General features: G+C 64.4%; 21 protein-coding genes. 9 read left to right on the forward strand and 12 right to left on the reverse strand.

Translation table 11 applies throughout. The features are described from left to right. Positions 1-32: 32 nt before the first annotated feature. Genes ACODS9_RS13845 through lnt form a run of 4 tightly spaced genes read left to right on the forward strand, consistent with a single transcriptional unit; the run spans position 33 to position 3,889 of the window. Entirely contained in the window at positions 33-1,031 is a 999-nt protein-coding gene (locus ACODS9_RS13845; protein ID WP_023630354.1) for a PhoH family protein, read from the forward strand. Further along, positions 1,024-1,497 (forward strand): rRNA maturation RNase YbeY, encoded by a 474-nt coding sequence (gene ybeY / locus ACODS9_RS13850; protein WP_489094070.1) that lies wholly within the window; start codon positions 1,024-1,026, stop codon positions 1,495-1,497. Before ACODS9_RS13845 ends, ybeY begins: the two co-directional genes overlap by 8 nt. A gap of 26 nt (positions 1,498-1,523) precedes the next feature. Further along, the gene (locus tag ACODS9_RS13855) at positions 1,524-2,363 is read left to right on the forward strand and encodes a CorC family transporter (protein WP_023630352.1); all 840 of its coding nucleotides are present in this window, start codon (positions 1,524-1,526) and stop codon (positions 2,361-2,363) included. A gap of 8 nt (positions 2,364-2,371) precedes the next feature. Then, positions 2,372-3,889, forward strand: coding sequence for an apolipoprotein N-acyltransferase (gene lnt / locus ACODS9_RS13860; protein WP_489094071.1), 1,518 nt, complete (start codon positions 2,372-2,374; stop codon positions 3,887-3,889). A 32-nt stretch (positions 3,890-3,921) separates the two neighbouring features. Here lnt and ACODS9_RS13865 read toward each other — a convergent pair whose 3' ends face one another. Both ACODS9_RS13865 and ACODS9_RS13870 read right to left on the reverse strand, forming a co-directional pair. After that, on the reverse strand, positions 3,922-4,683 hold the full coding sequence (locus tag ACODS9_RS13865; protein ID WP_489094072.1) for a YdcF family protein: 762 nt from the start codon (positions 4,681-4,683) through the stop codon (positions 3,922-3,924). Between the two features lie 123 nt (positions 4,684-4,806). Then, the gene (locus ACODS9_RS13870) at positions 4,807-5,121 is read right to left on the reverse strand and encodes a hypothetical protein (RefSeq protein ID WP_401109777.1); all 315 of its coding nucleotides are present in this window, start codon (positions 5,119-5,121) and stop codon (positions 4,807-4,809) included. Positions 5,122-5,358: 237 nt separating this feature from the next. Between ACODS9_RS13870 and leuS the strand changes: the two genes are divergently transcribed. The 5 genes from leuS (at position 5,359) to ACODS9_RS13895 (ending at position 11,340) form a co-directional block, all read left to right on the forward strand. Next, on the forward strand, positions 5,359-7,965 hold the full coding sequence (gene leuS, locus ACODS9_RS13875) for a leucine--tRNA ligase (protein ID WP_489094073.1): 2,607 nt from the start codon (positions 5,359-5,361) through the stop codon (positions 7,963-7,965). Between the two features lie 62 nt (positions 7,966-8,027). After that, the gene (locus tag ACODS9_RS13880) at positions 8,028-8,633 is read left to right on the forward strand and encodes an LPS-assembly lipoprotein LptE (protein ID WP_401109771.1); all 606 of its coding nucleotides are present in this window, start codon (positions 8,028-8,030) and stop codon (positions 8,631-8,633) included. A gap of 37 nt (positions 8,634-8,670) precedes the next feature. After that, entirely contained in the window at positions 8,671-9,708 is a 1,038-nt protein-coding gene (gene holA, locus ACODS9_RS13885) for a DNA polymerase III subunit delta (protein WP_489094074.1), read from the forward strand. A 91-nt stretch (positions 9,709-9,799) separates the two neighbouring features. Next, entirely contained in the window at positions 9,800-9,964 is a 165-nt protein-coding gene (arfA, locus tag ACODS9_RS13890) for an alternative ribosome rescue factor ArfA (RefSeq protein WP_023630277.1), read from the forward strand. A 62-nt stretch (positions 9,965-10,026) separates the two neighbouring features. Then, positions 10,027-11,340 carry a lytic murein transglycosylase gene (locus tag ACODS9_RS13895; RefSeq protein WP_489094075.1) on the forward strand — a complete coding sequence of 438 codons (1,314 nt, stop codon included), beginning with the start codon at positions 10,027-10,029 and terminating at the stop codon, positions 11,338-11,340. A gap of 34 nt (positions 11,341-11,374) precedes the next feature. On the opposite strand, the gene ACODS9_RS13900 is transcribed toward ACODS9_RS13895, so the two are convergent. The 10 genes from ACODS9_RS13900 to rlmH form a co-directional block, all read right to left on the reverse strand. Then, positions 11,375-12,313: a S66 peptidase family protein gene (locus ACODS9_RS13900; protein ID WP_489094076.1), complete on the reverse strand. Its 939-nt coding sequence runs from the start codon at positions 12,311-12,313 to the stop codon at positions 11,375-11,377. Between the two features lie 99 nt (positions 12,314-12,412). Beyond that, the gene (gene lipA / locus ACODS9_RS13905) at positions 12,413-13,429 is read right to left on the reverse strand and encodes a lipoyl synthase (protein WP_046857277.1); all 1,017 of its coding nucleotides are present in this window, start codon (positions 13,427-13,429) and stop codon (positions 12,413-12,415) included. Between the two features lie 2 nt (positions 13,430-13,431). Beyond that, positions 13,432-14,079 carry a lipoyl(octanoyl) transferase LipB gene (lipB, locus tag ACODS9_RS13910; RefSeq protein WP_110703220.1) on the reverse strand — a complete coding sequence of 216 codons (648 nt, stop codon included), beginning with the start codon at positions 14,077-14,079 and terminating at the stop codon, positions 13,432-13,434. Then, positions 14,079-14,354: a DUF493 domain-containing protein gene (locus tag ACODS9_RS13915; RefSeq protein ID WP_023630272.1), complete on the reverse strand. Its 276-nt coding sequence runs from the start codon at positions 14,352-14,354 to the stop codon at positions 14,079-14,081. Before ACODS9_RS13915 ends, lipB begins: the two co-directional genes overlap by 1 nt. Before the next feature lie 70 nt (positions 14,355-14,424). After that, entirely contained in the window at positions 14,425-15,585 is a 1,161-nt protein-coding gene (locus tag ACODS9_RS13920) for a D-alanyl-D-alanine carboxypeptidase family protein (RefSeq protein ID WP_046857279.1), read from the reverse strand. Positions 15,586-15,850: 265 nt separating this feature from the next. Then, positions 15,851-16,849, reverse strand: a complete 999-nt coding sequence (locus ACODS9_RS13925; protein ID WP_367857234.1) for a septal ring lytic transglycosylase RlpA family protein — start codon at positions 16,847-16,849, stop codon at positions 15,851-15,853. Then, on the reverse strand, positions 16,850-17,860 hold the full coding sequence (gene mltB / locus ACODS9_RS13930; protein ID WP_031315361.1) for a lytic murein transglycosylase B: 1,011 nt from the start codon (positions 17,858-17,860) through the stop codon (positions 16,850-16,852). It abuts the gene before it with no gap. A 17-nt stretch (positions 17,861-17,877) separates the two neighbouring features. After that, positions 17,878-18,981, reverse strand: coding sequence for a rod shape-determining protein RodA (rodA, locus tag ACODS9_RS13935; RefSeq protein WP_046857913.1), 1,104 nt, complete (start codon positions 18,979-18,981; stop codon positions 17,878-17,880). A gap of 38 nt (positions 18,982-19,019) precedes the next feature. After that, the gene (mrdA, locus tag ACODS9_RS13940; protein ID WP_046857281.1) at positions 19,020-20,918 is read right to left on the reverse strand and encodes a penicillin-binding protein 2; all 1,899 of its coding nucleotides are present in this window, start codon (positions 20,916-20,918) and stop codon (positions 19,020-19,022) included. A 17-nt stretch (positions 20,919-20,935) separates the two neighbouring features. Further along, entirely contained in the window at positions 20,936-21,403 is a 468-nt protein-coding gene (rlmH, locus tag ACODS9_RS13945; protein ID WP_023631106.1) for a 23S rRNA (pseudouridine(1915)-N(3))-methyltransferase RlmH, read from the reverse strand. Between the last annotated feature and the right edge of the window lie 3 nt (positions 21,404-21,406).

The following is a 21,406-nucleotide window of genomic DNA, read 5'->3' on the forward strand; positions in this document are numbered from 1 at the left end:
CATTCATTGCCGTCGAGCGGCTAAAAACGACCTTGAACGCACCCATACAACCCCATCGTTTCATCCTCGAACCCTTCGAGGCCCACCGTTTCGCCAACCTGTGCGGCCAGTTCGACGAGCACCTGCGCCTGATCGAACAACGCCTGGCCATCGAGATCCGCAACCGCGGTAATCAGTTCGAACTGATCGGCGAACCCAAGACCACTTCTGCCGCCGAACAACTGCTGCGCCGCCTCTATCGCGAGACCAAGGCCACCGACCTGTCGCCGGAAACGGTCCACCTCTACCTTCAGGAATCGGCGGTGGAGAGCCTCGAGAATCCGGCCGTCAACGAAGTCAGCGTCTCGCTGCGCACGCGCAAGGGCAACATCCGCCCGCGCGGCGTCAATCAGCAGCGCTACGTCAAGGAAATCCTGGCCAACGACATCAACTTCGGCATCGGCCCGGCCGGTACCGGCAAGACGTACCTGGCCGTGGCCTGCGCGGTCGATGCGCTGGAGCGTGAACAGGTGCGCCGCATCCTGCTGGTGCGCCCGGCGGTCGAAGCCGGCGAAAAGCTCGGCTTCCTGCCCGGCGACCTGGCCCAGAAGATCGACCCGTACCTGCGCCCGCTCTACGACGCGCTCTACGAGATGCTCGGCTTCGAGCACGTGGCCAAGCTGATCGAGCGCCAGGTGATCGAGATCGCGCCGCTGGCCTACATGCGCGGGCGCACCCTGAACAACAGCTTCATCATCCTCGACGAGAGTCAGAACACCACACTCGAACAGATGAAGATGTTCCTCACCCGCATCGGCTTCGGCTCGACCGCGGTGATCACCGGTGACATCACCCAGGTCGACCTGCCCCGCGGCACCAAGTCGGGCCTGGCCCATGTGATCGAGGTGCTCAAGGACGTGCCAGGCATCAGCTTCACCCATTTCCAGCCCAAGGACGTGGTACGCCACCCGTTGGTGCAGCGTATCGTCGAAGCCTACGACCGCTTCGAAGCCCGTCAGTCCAAGCCCGAGGCACCCGGCAAAGATGCTTGAACTCGACCTGCAACGGGCCACGGACGCCGTTGCCCCCGATGACGCCGCCTTCCGCCGATGGTGCGAACTTGCCCTGCGCCAGCGCAGCGCCGACTCGGAAATGACCATCCGCCTGGTCGACGCCGCCGAAGGCCGCGAGCTGAACCACACCTACCGGCACAAGGACTACGCCACCAACGTGCTGTCCTTCCCCGCCGACGTCCCCGACGAGCTGCTCGACATCCCGTTGCTGGGCGACCTGGTGATCTGCGTGCCGGTGGTCGAGCGCGAGGCCGCCGAACAGGGCAAGTCCCTGGAGGCGCACTGGGCGCACCTGGTCATCCACGGCTGCCTGCACCTGCTCGGCTACGACCACATCGAAGACGATGAAGCCGAGGAAATGGAAGCGCTGGAACGACAATTGCTGGCGGAACTGGGTCATCCGGACCCTTACGCCGACGACGAAACCGAAACCATCACACACTGATACTGCAAGGATCACGAGTAACCGCCATGAGCGAAGACCGATCGAGCAACGGGCAAAAGTCCTGGTTGGGTAAGCTGACCCAGGCTTTTGCCCATGAGCCGAAAAACCGCCAGGAGCTCCTCGAGCTGCTGCGCGAAGCCCATCAGAACAAGCTGCTCGACAGCGAAGCGCTGACCATCGTCGAAGGTGCCATCCAGGTCGCTGACCTGCAGGTGCGCGACATCATGGTGCCGCGTTCGCAGATGATCAGCATCAAGGCCAACCAGTCGCCCCGCGAGTTCCTGCCGGCAGTGATCGATGCCGCGCACTCGCGCTACCCGGTGATTGGCGAGAGCCACGACGATGTGCTCGGCATCCTGCTCGCCAAGGACCTGCTGCCGCTGATCCTCAAGGAGAACGGCGACAGCTTCAACATCAAGGACCTGCTGCGCCCGGCCACCTTCGTGCCCGAGTCCAAGCGCCTGAACGTGCTGCTGCGCGAGTTCCGCGCCAACCACAACCACATGGCCATCGTCATCGACGAATACGGCGGCGTGGCGGGGCTGGTGACCATCGAGGACGTGCTTGAGCAGATCGTCGGCGATATCGAGGACGAGCATGACGTCGAGGAAGACAGCTACATCAAGCCGCTGCCCAGCGGCGACTTCCTGGTCAAGGCACTGACCCCGATCGAGAACTTCAACGAGTTCTTCGACAGCGAATTCTCCGATGACGAGTTCGATACGGTCGGCGGCCTGGTGATGAGTGCGTTCGGCCATTTGCCCAAACGTAACGAAACCACCGAGATCGGCGGCTACCGCTTCCGCATTCTCAATGCCGACAGCCGCCGGATACACTTGCTGCGCCTGACACCGATCAACCGTTAAGGACGAACATGCGCTGGATCACCCGCCCCGGCTGGCCCGGTAACCTGCTGGCCATGGCGGCCGGCGCCTCCACCCTGCTGGCCCTGGCCCCCTTCGACATCTGGCCGTTGGCCCTGCTGTCCCTCGCGCTGTTCTATGCAGGGCTGCGCGAACTGAGCCCGCGCCAGGCCCTGGGCCGGGGCTGGTGCTTCGGCTTCGGCCTCTACGGTGCCGGAACCTGGTGGATCTACGTCAGCATGAACACCTACGGCGGCGCCTCGCCGCTGCTGGCGACTCTGCTGCTGCTGGCGTTTTTCGCCTGCCTGGCCTTCTTCTTCGCCTTGCCCGCCTGGCTCTGGGCACGCTGGTTGCGCCGCGACGAGGCGCCGCTGGCCGACGCCTTGTGCTTTGCCGCCCTGTGGTTGCTGCAAGAGGCTTTCCGAGGCTGGTTCCTCACCGGTTTCCCGTGGCTCTACGCAGGTTACAGCCAGCTCGATGGCCCCCTCGCAGGCCTCGCGCCGCTGGGCGGCGTGTGGCTGATCTCGTTCGCCCTGGCGCTCACCGCCGCCCTGCTGTGCAACCTCCATCGCCTGCGCCAGCGCAGCTCGTTCCTGGCCATTGGTGTCGTGTTGCTGGTGGCACCATGGATCATCGGCCTGGCCCTGAAGGATCACGCCTGGACCAAGCCAGCAGGCGATCCGCTGAAGGTCGCGGCCCTGCAAGGCAACGTCGAGCAGGACCTGAAGTGGGACCCGGCGCACGTCAATGCGCAACTGGCGCTGTACCGCGACATGAGCTTCAGCTCGAAACCCGTCGACCTGCTGGTCTGGCCGGAAACCGCCGTGCCGGTGCTCAAGGACCAGGCACAGGGCTACATCGACATGATGGGCAACTTTGCCGCCGAGAGGCACTCGGCACTCATCACCGGGGTGCCGGTGCGGCAGATGGTCCACCACCAGCGCCGCTACTTCAACGGCATCACCGTGACCGGCGAGGGCGACGGCACCTACCTCAAGCAAAAGCTGGTGCCCTTTGGTGAGTACGTGCCATTGCAGGACATGCTGCGCGGCCTGATCGAGTTCTTCAACTTGCCGATGTCGGATTTCGCCCGTGGCCCCGAGGATCAGTCACTGCTGCAGGCCAAGGGATACCAGATCGCCCCGTACATTTGCTACGAAGTGGTCTATCCCGACTTCGCCGCAAGCCTGGCCGCACGCAGCGACCTGCTGCTGACCATCAGCAACGACACCTGGTTCGGCACCTCGATCGGCCCGCTGCAGCACCTGCAGATGGCCCAGATGCGCGCGCTGGAGGCCGGCCGCTGGATGATCCGCGCCACCAACAACGGTGTGACCGCGCTGATCGACCCGTTCGGCAGGATCACCGCGCAGGTCCCGCAGTTCCAGCGGGCCGTACTGTATGGCGAGGTGGTGCCGATGCAACAACTGACGCCGTACCTGCAATGGCGTTCGTGGCCGCTGGCGATCGTCTGCGTGCTGCTGCTGGGCTGGGCCTTGCTGGCCGGGCGTATTGCACGGACCGTCTGAGGTATCCCGGGGCCGCTTAGCGGCCCCAGTCCTTAGTAGAACAGGCGATAACCCACCAACCCCGCCGCCTCGTTGAGCAACTGCCCGCTCTGCCACATTGCCCGGTTTTCCGGCAGCAATCCCGCGAACGGCCGCGCATGATCGCGCCCCAGGAACCCCACCGGCGCCGGCACCACTTCGAACCCGGCCCGCTCGAAACTCCAGCGCGAGCGCTGCATGTGCCAGGCCTGCGTCACCACCACCACCCGCTTGATACCCAGCGGCTGCAACACCTTGGCGCTGAACTCGGCGTTTTCCCAGGTGGTGTGGCTGGCTTCCTCTTTCCAGGAAACCTTTACGCCAAAGTCCGCCTCGAGGCGGTCAGCCATCAGCTGGGCCTCACTGGGCGGCGTGCCATAGTGCAAGCCACCGCTGGTCAGCACCGGCAACCCTGAAGCCTTGGCCAGTTGAGCGGCGTAGCGCATGCGCTCGAGGGCGACGTAGGTTGGCTGATCAAGGCCACCCCAGGCCGGATCGCCGCGCTCCCGCCCGGCGCCGAGGACCACGATGGCGTCGGCCCTGGACGCCAGGCCTGCCCACCCCTCGAGCGCCAACGCAGGTTCTGTTTCAAGGGTTCGGGCAACTTGCTCGACCGTCAGTGGCAAGCTCATCAGCCACAAGCCACCCAGCCCCAGGGTGAAACAGGCCGCGGCCAGGCGCGGACGGCGACGGCGCCACCACCAGGCGGCCAGCAGCAACAGGAACAGGACGCCGGGCGGCATCAACCATTGTTTGATGAAAAAGCGCAGCGGCATCACACACCTCCATGGAAGGCGTGCAGCCTAAGAGGATCGGCGCCGGGCCTCAAGGGCAACCGGCGCCGATCGATGCGTGCATTGTGAAAACCGGCGCGTCGCCGCGCCTGCAACCCTGAACGGCTATCGGGACGGCAATGTCCTGGAGCTGGCTGGGGCGCCGGGGCGCCTGCGGTCCTTGAGCCAGACGATCCTGGCCGAGGACGGCTCCGGTTGCGGGTAGGCACCGGCACTGGCAAATCGGCCTTCCGGGAGGGATTCCAGGTAGGCTTTGATCACCTCGAACTCGGCATGGCTCAGGCCACGCAACTCCAGTTCGGCAGGCATCTCGTCGCGCAATCGCACGGAGGTTCTGGCCACTTCCAGTGCCAGGCCCAAACGGTCGATCAAGCGCTCGTAAAGCTCCGGTTTGCTTGTGGTTAGTTGCGACTCTCCCATCCGTTCACCTCATTGAAGGTAAGAATATCTCCCCCCACAGATGAGCTTAGCGTCACTCGTAAAAGCGGCCGGGCGCCGCGACCAACGGCCCGCGCGGCGGGCGATGCAATCAGGGTTTCCCACGATGCGCGGCGCTCATGTATGCTACGGCGTTCACTCTTGCAGATCCCGGAGTGCCGGACGCAGCGAGGTCGAGCTGCCTGGAACATGTCTCTTATCTCTCAATACAAAGTAGCCATGCACGAACAATACACGCCCCGTGATGTAGAAGCCGCCGCCCAGAATGCCTGGGACGAGCAACAATCGTTCGCTGTCACCGAACAGCCAGGCAAAGACACCTACTATTGCCTATCGATGTTCCCGTACCCGAGCGGCAAGCTACACATGGGCCACGTGCGCAACTACACCATCGGTGACGTGATCGCCCGCTACCAGCGCATGCTGGGCAAGAACGTCCTGCAACCGATGGGCTGGGACGCCTTCGGCATGCCGGCGGAAAACGCCGCGATGAAGAACAACGTCGCCCCGGCCAAGTGGACCTACGAGAACATCGACTACATGAAGACCCAGCTCAAGAGCCTGGGCCTGGCCATCGACTGGTCGCGTGAAGTCACCACCTGCAAGCCGGACTACTACCGCTGGGAGCAGTGGCTGTTCACCCGCCTGTTCGAAAAAGGCATCATCTACCGCAAGAACGGCACCGTGAACTGGGACCCGGCGGACCAGACCGTACTGGCCAACGAGCAGGTCATCGACGGCCGCGGCTGGCGCTCCGGCGCGCTGATCGAGAAGCGCGAAATCCCGATGTACTACTTCCGCATCACCGACTACGCCGACGAGCTGCTGGAAAGCCTCGACGAGCTGCCGGGCTGGCCCGAGCAGGTCAAGACCATGCAGCGCAACTGGATCGGCAAGTCCCGCGGCATGGAAGTGCAGTTCCCCTATGACCAGGCGAGCATCGGTCATGCGGGCACCCTGAAAGTCTTCACCACCCGTCCGGACACCCTGATGGGCGCCACCTACGTGGCCGTCGCCGCCGAACACCCGCTGGCAACCCAGGCCGCCCAGGGCAACCCGGCGCTGCAGGCGTTCATCGACGAGTGCAAGAGCGGCAGCGTCGCCGAGGCCGACATGGCCACGCAGGAGAAGAAGGGCATGGCCACTTCCCTGTTCGTCGAGCACCCGCTGACCGGCGAGAAGCTGCCGGTATGGGTCGCCAACTACGTGCTGATGCACTACGGCGATGGCGCGGTCATGGCCGTGCCGGCGCACGACGAGCGCGACTTCGAATTCGCCCACAAGTACAACCTGCCGGTCAAGGCGGTGGTGCGCACCAGCGTCGGCGACGAAGTCGGCAGCGAGTGGCTGGCCGCCTACGGCGAACACGGCCAACTGATCAACTCCGGCGAGTTCGACGGCCTGGACTTCCAGGGCGCCTTCGACGCCATCGAGGCCGCGCTGATCCGCAAGGACCTCGGCAAGTCGCGTACCCAGTTCCGCCTGCGTGACTGGGGCATCAGCCGCCAGCGCTACTGGGGTTGCCCGATCCCGATCATCCACTGCCCGTCCTGCGGCGACGTGCCGGTGCCGGAAGACCAACTGCCGGTCACCCTGCCAGAAAACGTGGTACCGGACGGTGCCGGTTCGCCCCTGGCGCGCATGCCCGAGTTCTACGAGTGCACTTGCCCGAAATGCGGCACCGCGGCCAAGCGCGAAACCGACACCATGGATACCTTCGTCGAGTCGTCCTGGTACTTCGCCCGCTACGCCTCGCCGAATTACGACAAGGGCCTGGTCGATCCGAAAGCCGCCAACCACTGGCTGCCGGTAGACCAATACATCGGCGGTATCGAGCACGCCATCCTGCACCTGCTGTATGCGCGCTTCTTCCACAAGCTGATGCGTGACGAAGGCCTGGTCACCTCCAACGAGCCGTTCAAGAACCTGCTGACTCAGGGCATGGTCGTCGCCGAAACCTACTACCGCGTCGCCAGCAACGGCGGCAAGGACTGGTTCAACCCGGCCGACGTCGAGATCGAGCGTGATGCCAAGGCCAAGATCATCGGCGCTCGCCTGAAGACCGACGGCCTGCCGGTGGAAATCGGCGGCACCGAGAAGATGTCGAAGTCGAAGAACAACGGCGTCGACCCGCAGTCGATGATCGAGCAGTACGGCGCCGATACCTGCCGCCTGTTCATGATGTTCGCCTCGCCGCCCGACATGAGCCTGGAATGGTCCGACTCCGGCGTCGAAGGCGCCAGCCGCTTCCTGCGCCGCGTCTGGCGCCTGGCCCAGGCCCACGTGGCCCAGGGCCTGCCGGGCACGCTGGACATCACCGCCCTGAGCGACGAGCAGAAGGTCATCCGCCGTGCCATCCATGCTGCGATCAAGCAGGCCAGCACCGACGTGGGCCAATACCACAAGTTCAACACCGCCATTGCCCAGGTGATGACCGTGATGAACGTGCTGGAGAAGGCGCCACAGGCCACCGCCCAGGACCGCGCCCTGCTGCAGGAGGGCCTCGAGGCCGTGACCCTGCTGCTGGCACCGATTACTCCACACATCTCCCATGAGCTGTGGAAAGCGCTGGGCCACGACCAGGCGGCGATCGACGCGGCTTGGCCGACGGTCGACGAGAGCGCACTGGTGCAGGACACCGTGACCCTGGTGGTTCAGGTCAACGGCAAGCTGCGTGGCCAGGTGGAGATGCCAGCCGCCGCCAGCCGCGAGGAAGTCGAGGCCGCTGCCCGCAACAACGAGAACGTCCTGCGCTTCACCGACGGCCTGACCATCCGCAAGGTCATCGTCGTTCCGGGCAAACTGGTCAACATCGTCGCCAACTGATGGCAACGCCCGCCTGCATACCCTGCAGGCGGGCGTAATCGGTCCACGAGGGAGCAACACACATGATCAAACGCAATCTGCTGGTAATGGGCCTGGCTGTGCTGCTCAGCGCCTGCGGTTTCCAGCTGCGCGGCACCGGTACCAACGAACTGAGCATCAAGGAAATTGACCTCAGCGCCCGCAACCTGTACGGCCCGACCGTCATGCAGCTGCGCCGCACCCTGGAAAGCAGCGGCGTGAAGGTCTCCGCCGGTGCACCCTACAAGCTGGTACTCACCAACGAGCAGGAAAACCAGCGCGCCGCGACCTACGACGGTGGCAGCCGCTCGGCCGAATATGAGCTGAGCATCGTGCTCAACTACGCACTGGAAGGCCAGAACGACACACGCCTGCTCGAAGACAAACTGCAGGTGCGCAAGTACTACATTCACGATGGCAACAACATCAACGGCTCTGGCCAGGAAGCCAACCAGGTCCGTGAAGAAATGCGCCGTGATCTGGTACAGGGCATGATGGCCCGCCTGCAGCAGCTGACCCCGGAACACCTCGACGAGCTGCAGCGCAAGGCCAACGAGCGCGCCGAAGCCGAGGCTCGCGCCCTGAAGGAAGCCCAGCGCATCCAGGACGAGACGCCTCAGCAGTCGCCGCTGGAAGTCCCGGCTCCCTGAGCCTGAACGGGGCACCTGAGGTGCCCCGCCCTTCGCCATGAAGCTCTCCCCCGCCCAACTCAACAAGCACCTGCAAGGCCAGCTGGCGCCCGTCTACATCGTCAGCGGCGATGACCCGCTGCTGTGCCAGGAGGCCGCCGACGCCATCCGCGGCGCCGCGCGCCAGCAGGGCTACGACGAACGCCAGGTGTTCAGCGCCGATGCCAACTTCGACTGGGGCAACCTGCTGCTGGCCGGGGCCAGCCTGTCGTTGTTCGCCCAGCGCCGGCTGCTGGAGCTGCGCCTGCCCTCGGGCAAGCCCGGCGACAAAGGCGCTGCCGCGCTGATGGAATACTGCGCCAACCCGGCCGAGGACACGCTGCTGCTGATCAGCCTGCCCAAGCTCGATGGCAGCGCGCAGAAAACCAAGTGGGGCAAGGCCTTGATCGAAGGCGCGCACTGCCAGTTCATCCAGATCTGGCCGGTGGACGCCCAGCAACTACCGCAATGGATCAACCAGCGCCTTTCCCAGGCCGGCCTGTCGGCCCAGCGTGACGCCATCGACCTGATCGCCGCCCGGGTCGAAGGCAACCTGTTGGCTGCCGCCCAGGAGATCGAGAAGCTCAAGTTGCTCGCCGAGGGCAACCAGATCACCGTCGAGACCGTGCAGGCCGCTGTCGCTGACAGCGCCCGCTTCGACGTGTTCGGGTTGGTCGATGCCATTCTCAATGGCGAAGCGGCCCATGCCCTGCGCATGCTCGAAGGGCTGCGCGGCGAAGGTGTCGAGCCGCCGGTCATTCTCTGGGCCCTTGCCCGCGAACTGCGCCTGCTGGCCGGCCTCGCGCAGCAGTTCAGCCAGGGCGTGCCGCTGGACAAGGCCTTCAGCCAGGCGCGCCCGCCGGTGTGGGACAAGCGCCGCCCACTGGTGGGCAAGGCCTTGCAGCGCCTCTCTGCGCAACGCTGGGCCATGCTTCTGCAGGATGCCCAGCGTATCGATGCACAGATCAAGGGCCAGGCCGAGGGCTCGCCGTGGACCAGTCTGGCGCGCCTGTCGCTGCTCATGGCCGGACAGCGCCTGGCGCTGCCCGCCGAATAAAGCGCCCCGCCGCCATAAACACAATCAATTGGCTCACATAGCGCTACAGGCCTACAGTGCGCCCGCAATCCAACTAGACCGGGAATCCACCATGAGCAAGAAGCCGAAAAAGCACGGCCCCAACAAGGCCAAGTCGATCATCGCCCAACCACTGTTCCGCTGCCGCCAGGAACAGGCAGGAAAAGGCAAAGGCAGCTACCGCCGCGAAGCCTTCCAATCGAGAGATTGGGAGGCTTCCTGCTTTATGGCCGCCTGAAAAGGCATGAAATGCGCAGGCATGGTATGGTCGGCACCTGACCTGCAATTCTGGATCTGTGCATGCCCTCTCGTCTCACTCTCCGCTGGCAACCCCGCCAGCTGATCGCGGCCACAAGCTTTATCCTGCTCGTCGCCTGCGCCGAGAAACCCACCGCCGCCGATGCCCTGCCGCTGGCACCCGCCCAGCCCGCACCCGTCGTTACGCTGCCCGGCACCACGCCCGATAGCAGCAGCGAAATCCAGCCCCTGCAGACCTTCGCCCAATGGCAGGCCGGTTTCCGCGAGCAAGCCCTGCAAGCCGGGATCAGCGCCAGTCTGTTCGACCGTGCCTTCCTCGGCGTCACCCCGGACATGGACGTGATCAAGGCTGACCGCAGCCAACCGGAGTTCACCCGCCCGGTCTGGGAATACCTGGACGGCGCCCTGTCGCCGCTGCGCGTACGCAACGGCAAGAAACTGCTCGAACAGAATGCCGAGCTGCTGGCACGCATCGAGCAACGCTACGGCGTCGACCGCCAGGTGCTGGTCTCGGTATGGGGCATGGAGAGCAACTTCGGCCAGTTCCAGGGCAGCAAGTCGGTGATCCGTTCGCTGGCCACCCTGGCCTATGAAGGCCGCCGCCCCCAGTTCGCCCAGGACCAACTGATCGCCGCCCTGCAGATCCTGCAAAACGGCGACATCCAGCCTGACGCGATGCGCGGCTCCTGGGCCGGCGCCATGGGCCAGACCCAGTTCATCCCGACCACTTACCTCACCCACGCGGTGGACTTCGACGGTGATGGTCGCCGTGACATCTGGAACAGCACCGCCGATGCGCTGGCCTCCACCGCGCACTACCTGCAGGCCTCCGGCTGGAAGCGTGGCCAGCCTTGGGGCTTCGAGGTACAGGTACCTTCCGGCTTCGACTGGTGGCTGGCCGATGGCAGCCAGCGCAAGAGTGTCAGCGAATGGTTGCAGCTGGGCGTGAAACTGCCCGCTGGCACCGCATTGCCCGCTGGCAGCAACCAGCTGTCCGCTGCCCTGCTGCTGCCCGCCGGTGCCCGTGGGCCGGCGTTCCTGGTGCTGGACAACTTCCGCGCGATCCTCAAGTACAACAACTCGTCCTCCTACGCGCTGGCGGTGAGCCTGCTGGGGGATCGCTTCTACGGCTGGGGGTTCATTGCCGGCAGCTGGCCGAAAGAAGACCTGCCGCTGAGCCGCAGCGAACGTATCGAGCTGCAGACCCTGCTCAACGCCAGTGGCCATGAGGCAGGCAATCCCGACGGGATCATCGGTGCCAATACCCGCAAGGCCATTCGCAATGCCCAGCAGGCGCAGGGCTGGCCGGCGGATGGTTATCCGACGCACAAGCTGCTCGACAGCCTGCGTCGCTAGAAAGTACTGGGGCCGCAAAGCGGCCCCAACTTTTTCAGGTCTTGAACAAGGCCTGTTCGAGCACCAGCCGCTTTTCTCCCGCTTCGAGCCTGACCCTCGCCCCCAAAGGCAGGCACACATTCGGGTCGCAATGCCCGCTATGCCACCCCGCCAGCACCGGCACCCCGAGCGGACCGAAGGTATCCAACAGCAAGGGCGTCATGGCCGCGACCGTGATCCCGGCAAAATCCCCCACCAGTACACCACGCACGCCCTCCAGCTTGCCGGCCAGGCGCAATTGGGTCAGCAGGCGGTCGACACGATAGAGCGGCTCGTTGACGTCCTCGATGAACAGGATGCTGCCCTGGGTATCGACTTCGCCCAAGGTCGCCAATGTTGCCCCGAGCACCGACAGGTTGCCGCCAACCAACCTGCCACTGGCCACTCCGGGAATGATTCCGGTCAGCGCAAAATCCGCCGGATGGGCAATCTCGTCCCCCGCCACTACCTGCCCGCCAAGCTGGTCGAACAATGAGCGCACGGTCGGCTCCAGCTTCGCTCCCAGCAAGTCGGCATTGAGCATCGCCCCATGGAAAGTCACCAACCCCGCATGCCGGTTGATCGCCGTATGCAACGCGGTGATATCGCTGTAGCCCACCAGTGGCTTGGGGTGACGGCGGATCAAGTCGAAGTCGATTCGGTCCAGCAGGCGCATGCTGCCGTAGCCCCCGCGCATGCACAGGATCGCGTCGATGTCCGGGGCGCGGAACGCGTCATGCAGGTCTCGCAGGCGCTGCTCGTCGCTGCCCGCCAGGTAGCCGTCCGCCTGCAGCACCCCGGGGTAGATCCGGCACTGGTGGCCACGCTTCTCGAACCATTGGCGAGCCTTGTCGGTATCCAGCCGCGCCGGGCCAGCCGGGGCGATGATGGCGAAACGGGCGTTGCCAGGCAGTGCCTTGGGCAACAGGGGTTCAGCGGTCTCCAGGCAATTCATCGCGCCACTCCTTGCAGCTCGTCGCTTGAAACATGCAGCTCAAAAAAAATGCCGATGCCGCCTTCCGGCGCGCATCGGCATATCCCGCTCAAGCCCGACTCAGAGCTTGATCTTGGCTTCGTGAGCCTGCTGGTCGGCATGGTACGACGAGCGTACCAGAGGACCGGAGGCGACGTTCTTGAAGCCCATCTTGTAACCTTCCTCGGCGAACCAGGCGAAGGTGTCCGGGTGCACGAAGCGCTGTACCGGCAAGTGGTTGCGCGACGGCTGCAGGTACTGGCCGAGGGTGAGCATGTCGATATCGTGCTCGCGCATGCGGTGCATCACCTCGATGACCTCCTCGTCGGTCTCGCCCAGGCCCAGCATCAGGCCGGACTTGGTCGGTACGTGCGGGACCATCTGCTTGAACTTCTGCAGCAGGTCCAGCGACCAGTCGTAGTCCGAGCCCGGACGTGCCGCCTTGTACAGGCGCGGCACTGTCTCGAGGTTGTGGTTGAACACATCCGGCGGGGTCTGCGCGGTAATTTCCAGCGCCACGTCCATGCGGCCGCGATAGTCCGGCACCAGGGTCTCAAGCTGCACGCCCGGCGACAGCGCGCGGATCTCGCGGATGCAGTCGGCGAAGTGCTGGGCACCGCCATCACGCAGGTCGTCGCGGTCCACCGAAGTGATCACCACGTACTTCAGGCGCAAGTCGGCGATGGCCACAGCCAGGTTCTTCGGCTCGTCGACATCCAGCGGCTTCGGCCGGCCGTGACCGACGTCGCAGAACGGGCAGCGGCGGGTGCAGATGTCGCCCATGATCATGAAGGTGGCGGTACCACCAGAGAAGCACTCACCCAGGTTCGGGCAGGAGGCTTCTTCGCATACGCTGTGCAGCTTGTGCTTGCGCAGCAGTTGCTTGATGCGGTCGACTTCCGGGGAAACCGGAATGCGCACGCGGATCCAGTCGGGCTTTTTCGGCAGCTCTTCGGTGGGGATGATCTTCACCGGGATACGTGCCACTTTGTCGGCGCCACGCAGCTTCACGCCAGCTTCCACTTTCTTAGGAGCAGGGCGCGGGGTGACGTCTTGCGTCGGGATCAGGTTCGGCACGGCTTCTTGCACAGTTGTCATAATCAGTCGATTCCGCCCGTCAGGGTCGTCTGCTCAGCATAGTCGAGGTGCTTGACCAGCTGTCCGCGCAGCCTTGTCCTGACCTCAATGAGTTCGATCGGACCTGCCAGGTCGCGCAGCTGGGTCATGGCCAGCCCCGCATACCCACAGGGGTTGATTCGGCGGAATGGCGCAAGGTCCATGTCCACGTTCAGGGCAAGGCCGTGGAATGAACGGCCATTGCGGATTCGAAGGCCAAGGGACGCGATCTTCGCGCCATCGACATAGACGCCCGGGGCGTCGGGTTTGGCCACCGCCTGCACGCCATAACTGGCGAGCAGGTCGATGAGGGTCTGCTCGATGCGACTGACCAGCTCGCGCACGCCGATACTCAGGCGACGCACATCCAGCAGCAGGTAGGCCACCAACTGGCCGGGGCCATGGTAGGTGACCTGGCCGCCGCGGTCGGTCTGCACCACCGGTATCTCGCCGGGGATCAGCAGGTGCTCGGCCTTGCCGGCCTGGCCCTGGGTGAACACCGGAGGATGCTCGACCAGCCAGACTTCGTCCAGGCTGTCCGGGCCGCGCTGCTCGGTAAAGCGACGCATGGCCTCCAGCACCGGTTCATAGGGCTGCAGGCCAAGATCGCGAAAACCGAGACAAGCGGGCATCACAGCACCATTTTCACGATGCCGGTAGCACGCAAGGCGCTGTTGATGTCGTGCAGCTGGTCCTCACCGGTGGCAACGATATGCAGCTGCACCGTGGTGTACTTGCCTTCCTTGCTCTGGCGTTCGGCCAGCGTCGAGAGGTCGACCTTGGCGTACTTGCTGAGAATCTCGATTACCGTGTCCTTGAAACCGACAACGGTGTCACCGATCACCTTGATCGGGTAATCCTCGCAGGGGAATTCGATCTTGTGCGACTTGACGTCTTCTTCGCTCATGGCGGAAACGGCCTCGTAAGCCGTGGCAGCAGCGCCCCCGCCTGGTTCACGGGGGCGTGCAAGTCACGTATCAGTTGAACAAACCGTAGAAGAACAGGCGGATGCTGTCCCACATGCGGCCGAAGAAACCTGCTTCCTCGACGCCGTCCAGGGCGATGAGGTCGGCACTGTGAACCACTTTCTCATCCAGTTTGACTTCCACTTTGCCGATCACGTCACCTTTGGCGATGGGCGCGGTCAGTTGCGGGTTCATGGTCATCGAAGCCTGGAGGCGTTTCAATTGGCCTTTAGGCATGGTCATGGTCAGGTCGTTGGCCAGGCCGGCTTTCACCTGGTTGGTCGCGCCTTTCCATACCGGAGCCTGGGTCAGCTCGGTGCCCTTCTGGTAGAAGGTCTGGGTTTCGAAGAAGCGGAAACCGTAGGTCAGCAGCTTCTGGGTCTCGGCGGCCCGCGATTGCTCGCTGTTGGTACCGAACACCACGGCGATCAGGCGCTGGCCGTCACGCACGGCCGAGGCAACCATGCAGTAGCCGGCCTCGTCGGTGTGGCCGGTCTTCAGGCCGTCGACGGTCTTGTCGCGCCACAGCAGCAGGTTGCGGTTAGGCTGCTTGATGTTGTTCCAGAAGAACTCTTTCTGCGAATAGATGGCGTAGTGCGCCGGATCTTCGTTGATGATCGCGCGCGCCAGCAGGGCCATGTCGTGGGCCGAGGAGTAGTGCTCCGGGTTCGGCAGGCCGGTGGGGTTCATGAAGTGGCTGTTGGCCATGCCCAGGTCGGTGGCGGTCTTGTTCATCATGTCGGCGAAGGCATCTTCGCTGCCGGCGATGTGCTCGGACAGGGCGACCGATGCATCGTTGCCGGATTGGATGATGATGCCGTGCAGCAGGTCGCTGACGGTCACCTGGCTGCCGACCTTGATGAACATGCGCGAACCGCCGGTGCGCCAGGCGTTCTCGCTGACGGTCACCGGGTCGTTCTCGCCAATCTGGCCACGACGGATGTCCAGGGTGGCGATGTAGGCGGTCATCAGCTTGGTCAGGCTGGCTGGCGGCAGGCGCTCGTCACCGTTGTTCTCGACCAGCACGTTGCCGCTGGACGCGTCCATGAGTACATAGGACTTGGCGGCCAGTTGCGGTGGTGCCGGCATCATCTGCTCCGCTGCGAAGGCAGCAGGCGTGATCAGCAGCAGAACAGGCAGGCAAAGTCGTTTGGCAAGGTTGGTGATGTTCATCCGTCTCTCGTAAATCGCTAATGGTCTGATGTTCCGTGGGCAAGTTCGTTTGCCCAGCGCCCCGTCAGTCTAGTTTTATGGCCTGTGGCCTGGCCCAAAAAGTGCGGCGTAATGCCGCTGCGGGCAAAAGCGGCATTGTACATACCTGCGACCGGCAATTCATGAACAAACCGACAGGTCGGTGTGCTGATTCATTGCGGGGCATGCCCGCTCCCACGCCGTTCGGACCACCTGGCATGGGCGCGGGTTCGCTGCGCGATGCCGCTCAGTCAGTCACGACTTTCGCCTGGCCGAGATTGGCCAGGCGAATGCTGTCCTGTGCCTGCTGGATCTCGCCCTGGCTGCTGATCGGTCCCAGGCGTACACGGTGCAGGGTCTGCTGGTTGCGCACGACGGAGCTGATGAATACCGGCGCGCTGACCATGGTGCTCAGCTTCGAGCGCAGCAATTCGGCGGCGTCCGGGTTGGCGAACGCGCCCACTTGCAGGATGCTGCCGCCGCTGGCGTTCGGCACATTGTTGCCGCCCACCTGCACGGGCACCACCGGCGCCGCGTGCTGCTGCGGCGGCGGGGTCCACTGCTCGACGCGCCCGGTGCTGGCGGCGATCGGCTGGGCCTGGGCCACCTGCGGCTCCTTGAGCACCATCGGCGGCTGCTGACCACGCTGGGCCCACCATTGCTGCGGGTCGATGCCCTCGACGCGCACGTGCGCGGTGCCGCTTTCGGCATAGCCGAGCTTCTTCGCAGCAGCGTAGGACAGGTCGATGATACGGTCGGAATAGAACGGGCCACGATCGTTGACCCGCAGGATCACGCTGCGCCCGTTAGCCAGGTTGGTTACCCGCACGTAGGCCGGCAGCGGCAGGGTCTTGTGCGCCGCGCTCATGCCGTAGAGGTCATAGAGCTCGCCGTTGGCAGTGTTCTGGCCATGGAACTTGGTGCCGTACCACGACGCGGTGCCCTCGGCGCGGTAGTTGCGCGAGTCCTGCATCGGGTAGTAGGTCTTGCCCAGCACCGTGTAAGGGTTGGCCTTGTAGTTGCCGGTGTGCACGGTCGGGGTGGCGTCGGGGATCTTGTTGACGTCCACGTCCCACCAGGGCGCGCCATCCTTGTGGGCACGGTTGATGTCCAGGCCCGGTTGCGCACGCACGGTGTTGCCGCTCTGCGGGGTGGAGGGCCGGCTCGACGAGCAACTGGCCAGCACCAGGCCGACGGCGACGCAGGTCAGCAGTTTTGCGGCATTTACAGTGAAGAGTTCGCGCATTTACTTGACGCCCCGTGCCAGAACCAGCTGTTCCGAAAGCTGATGCACCGCCATGGCATACATCACGCTGCGGTTGTAGCGAGTGATCGCGTAGAAATTCTTCAGGCCCATCCAGTACTCAGGGCCGTATTCACCTTCCAGACGGAAGGCGGTGACCGGCAGATCATCGCGCAGCGCATCATGACTCGACCAGCCCAGCGCCCGCAACTGCGCGACCGTCTTCACCGGCTCGATGCCGCTGGTCAGGCCTTCGTCGGCGCGCTCGCCACGCACGGTGGCGCGGCTGACCACAGGCTCCCCGGCCACCCAGCCGTGGCGCTTGAAGTAGCTGGCGACACTGCCAATGGCATCGTCCGGGTTGTTCCAGATATTGATGTGCCCGTCGCCGTCGAAGTCCACGGCATAGGCGCGGAAGCTGCTTGGCATGAACTGCGGCAGGCCCATGGCACCGGCGTAGGAGCCCTTGAGCGTGAGCGGATCGAGCTGCTCTTCCCGAGCCAGCAAGAGGAATTCACGCAGCTCCTTGCGGAAGAATTCGGCGCGTGGCGGGTAATCGAAGCCCAGCGTCGACAGCGCGTCGATGACGCGATAGTTGCCGGTATTGCGTCCGAAGAAGGTTTCCACCCCGATGATCGAGACAATCACCTGCGCCGGCACGCCGTATTCCTGCTCGGCGCGGGCCAGCACGGCCTCATGCTGGCGCCAGAAGTCCACGCCACGGGCGATGCGCGCATCGGTGATGAACATCGGGCGGTATTCCTTCCACGGCTTGACCCGTTCGGCCGGCCGCGAGATCGCGTCGAGGATCGCCTGCTTGCGCTGCACCTCGCGAAACACACCCATCAGCTGCTCGCCGGCAAAGCCGTAGTCGCGAGTCATCTCGCCAACGAACTCGGCCACTTGCGGCGAACCGTCATAGTCACCGGCATTGGCCTGCTGGACTGCGCCGAGCAGACCCAACGCGCCGAACCACGGCGCCAGGCGGGCAGCCCAGCCACGCACTGCTTGCATGAAATTCTTCACCTTTTTCAAACCTGTGCGATCCATTTGCGGTGCGTATGGATCGACATCAGAACGCCAAACGCTGACAGCAGCGTCACCAACGAAGTTCCGCCATAGCTGATAAAGGGCAGCGGCACGCCCACCACGGGCAGAAGGCCGCTGACCATACCGATATTGACGAACACATAAACAAAGAAGGTCATGGTCAGGCTGCCCGCGAGCAGCTTGCCGAACAGGGTCTGGGCCTGGGCGGTGATCATCAGCCCGCGACCGATCAACAGGATGTAGATCAGCAGCAGCAGGCAGATGCCGACCAGGCCGAACTCCTCGCCGAGCACGGCGATGATGAAGTCGGTGTGGCTCTCGGGCAGGAAGTCCAGGTGCGACTGGGTGCCCAGCAGCCAACCCTTGCCGAACACGCCGCCCGAACCGATGGCCGCCTTCGACTGGATGATGTTCCAGCCGGTGCCCAGCGGGTCGCTTTCCGGGTCGAGGAAGGTCAGCACGCGCTGCTTCTGGTAGTCGTGCATGACGAAGAACCACATTGCCACTGCCACCGGCACCGCCGCCGCGATCACGCTGACGATCCAGCGCCAGCGCAGCCCGCCCATGAACAGCACGAAAGCGCCGGAGGCGAGGATCAGCAGCGCCGTGCCCAGGTCGGGCTGACGCACGATGAGGATGAACGGCACGCCGATCAGGATCAGGCTGATCGCCACATGTTTGAGGTGCGGCGGCAAGGTGCGCTTGGACAGGTACCAGGCGATGGTCGCCGGCATGATGATCTTCATGAATTCCGAGGGCTGGAAGCGAATCACCCCGGGAATGTTGATCCACCGCGTGGCGCCCATGGCGTTGTGGCCCATGACGTCCACCACGACCAGCAGGAACACCCCTGCCAGGTACGCCAGTGGCACCCAGCGCGCCATGAAGCGCGGCTCGAGCTGGGCGATGATGAACATCGACACCAGGCCGATGCCGAACGAACTGGCCTGCTTCATCAGCAGGTCCCAGTTCTTGCCGCTGGCCGAATACAGCACGAACAGGCTGCCGGCGGCGAGCGTCAGCAGAATAAGCAGCAAGGGGCCGTCGATATGGATGCGCTGCAGGAAGCTGGCGCGCCTGCGCATCACGTCCTCGCTGGAGAGCATGCGGTCGAAGTTGTTCTTCACGGGGCCGATTCCTGGGCGACTGTGGCGGGGGCGAACTCGGGCTTGAGCCGGCCATTCTCGTCAAGCAGCCAGGCATCCATGACCTGACGTACCACGGGGGCAGCGACACCGGAGCCGGACTCACCGTTCTCGACCATCACCGAGACCACGATCCTGGGGTCGTCTGCCGGGGCGAAGGCGACAAACAGGGCGTGGTCGCGGTGGCGTTCCTGGAGTTTGTTGCGGTCGTACTTCTCGCCCTGCTTGATCGCCACTACCTGGGCGGTACCGCTCTTGCCGGCGATGCGGTACTGCGAGCCGATGGCGGCCTTGCGGGCGGTACCGCGGGCGCCGTGCATCACCTGCTCCATGCCGTGGGTGACCCGGGCCCAGTCGGACTTGTCGCGCAGTACGATGTTTTCCATAGGGTTCTCGTCCACCGGTGGCTGGCCTTCGATGGTCTTGGCCAGGTGCGGGCGGTTCCACACGCCCTTGTTGGCGATCAGCGCGGTGGCCTGGGCCAACTGCAGCGGCGTGGTCTGCATATAGCCCTGGCCGATACCGAGAATCAGCGTTTCGCCGGGGAACCAGGCCTGGCGGCGGGTGGCGCGCTTCCATTCGCGGGACGGCATCAAGCCGGGCGATTCCTCGAACATGTCCAGGGCGACCTTCTGCCCGATACCGAACTTGTTCATGTAGCTGGACAGCCGATCGATGCCCATTTTGTGCGCAAGATCGTAGAAATACGTGTCGTTTGACCGCATGATCGCCACATCCAGATCCACCCAGCCATCGCCGGTACGGTTCCAGTTGCGGTATTTGTGATCGTAGTTGGGCAGTTGGTAATAACCCGGGTCGAACACCCGGCTGCCCGCCGTCACCACGCCACTGTCGAGCCCGGCGATCGCCACCGCCGGCTTGATGGTCGAGCCCGGCGGGTAGAGGCCGCGCAGCACGCGGTTGAACAGCGGCCGGTCGATCGAGTCGCGCAGCTCGGCGTAGGCCTTGAAACCGATGCCGGTAACGAACAGGTTGGGGTCGAAACTCGGCTGGCTGACCATCGCCAGCACCTCGCCGGTGCGCGGGTCGAGGGCGACGATGGCGCCACGGCGCCCGCCCAACGCCTGCTCGGCGGCTTCCTGCAGCTTGATGTCGAGGCTCAGGACAATATCCTTGCCCGGCTTCGGATCGGTGCGTTTTAGCACCCGCAGCACCCGGCCCCGAGCGTTGGTCTCGACTTCCTCGTAGCCCACCTGGCCATGCAGTTCGTCTTCGTAGAAGCGCTCGATGCCGGTCTTGCCGATATGGTGGGTGCCGCTGTAGTTCACCGGGTCGAGGGTCTTGAGTTCCTTCTCGTTGATCCGCCCGACATAGCCCACCGAATGGGCGAAGTGCGCGCCCTGGGGATAGTGGCGAACCAGCTGCGCCGCCACCTCTACCCCAGGCAGGCGGAACTGGTTGACCGCGATGCGGGCGATCTGCTCTTCGTTGAGCTCGAACAGGATCGGCACCGGCTCGAACGGCCTGCGCCCCTGCTTCATGCGCTTCTCGAACAGGGCACGGTCGTCAGGGGTGAGCTCGAGCACCTCGACGATCACGTCCAGCACATCCTGCCATTTGCCCGCGTTGCCAGCGCGTTCGCGGGTCATCACCAGGCTGAAGCTGGGGCGGTTGTCGGCCACCACCACGCCGTTGCGGTCGAAGATCAGCCCGCGTGTCGGCGGGATCGGCTGCACATGCACCCGGTTGTTCTCCGACAGCGTCGAGTGATAGTCGTACTGGATGACCTGCAGGTAATACAGCCGGGCGATCAATACGCAGACGAGCAGCACCACCGCCACGGCGCCCACGACGACGCGGTTGCGCACCAGGCGGGCGTCTTTCTCGTGGTCCTTGAGGCGGATCTGCTGCGGCATCGGACAGGCTTACAGGTTCATTTGTGGTAGGGATGCCCGGACAACACGGTCCAGGCGCGGTAGATCTGCTCGCCGATGAGTATCCTTACCAACGGGTGCGGCAACGTCAGCGGCGACAACGACCAGCGCTGCTCGCTGCGTGCGCAGACTTCCGGCGCCAGCCCTTCCGGGCCGCCCACCATCAGGTTGACCGTACGCGCATCCAGGCGCCAACGGTCCAGCTCGCCCGCCAGTTGCTCGGTACTCCAGGGCTTGCCATGGACCTCGAGGGTGACGATGCGTTCCCCAGGCTGCACCTTGCTCAGCATCGCCTCGCCCTCCTGACGGATCAGGCGGGCGACATCGGCGTTCTTGCCGCGGGTGTTCAGCGGGATTTCCACCAGCTCCAGCGCAAGCTCCGGGGGCAGGCGCTTGGCATATTCATGCCAGCCTTCCTCGACCCACTTGGGCATGCGCGAGCCGACCGCGATCAGGCGCAGACGCACGAC

The sequence above is a fragment of the Pseudomonas sp. FG36 genome (assembly GCF_057809275.1).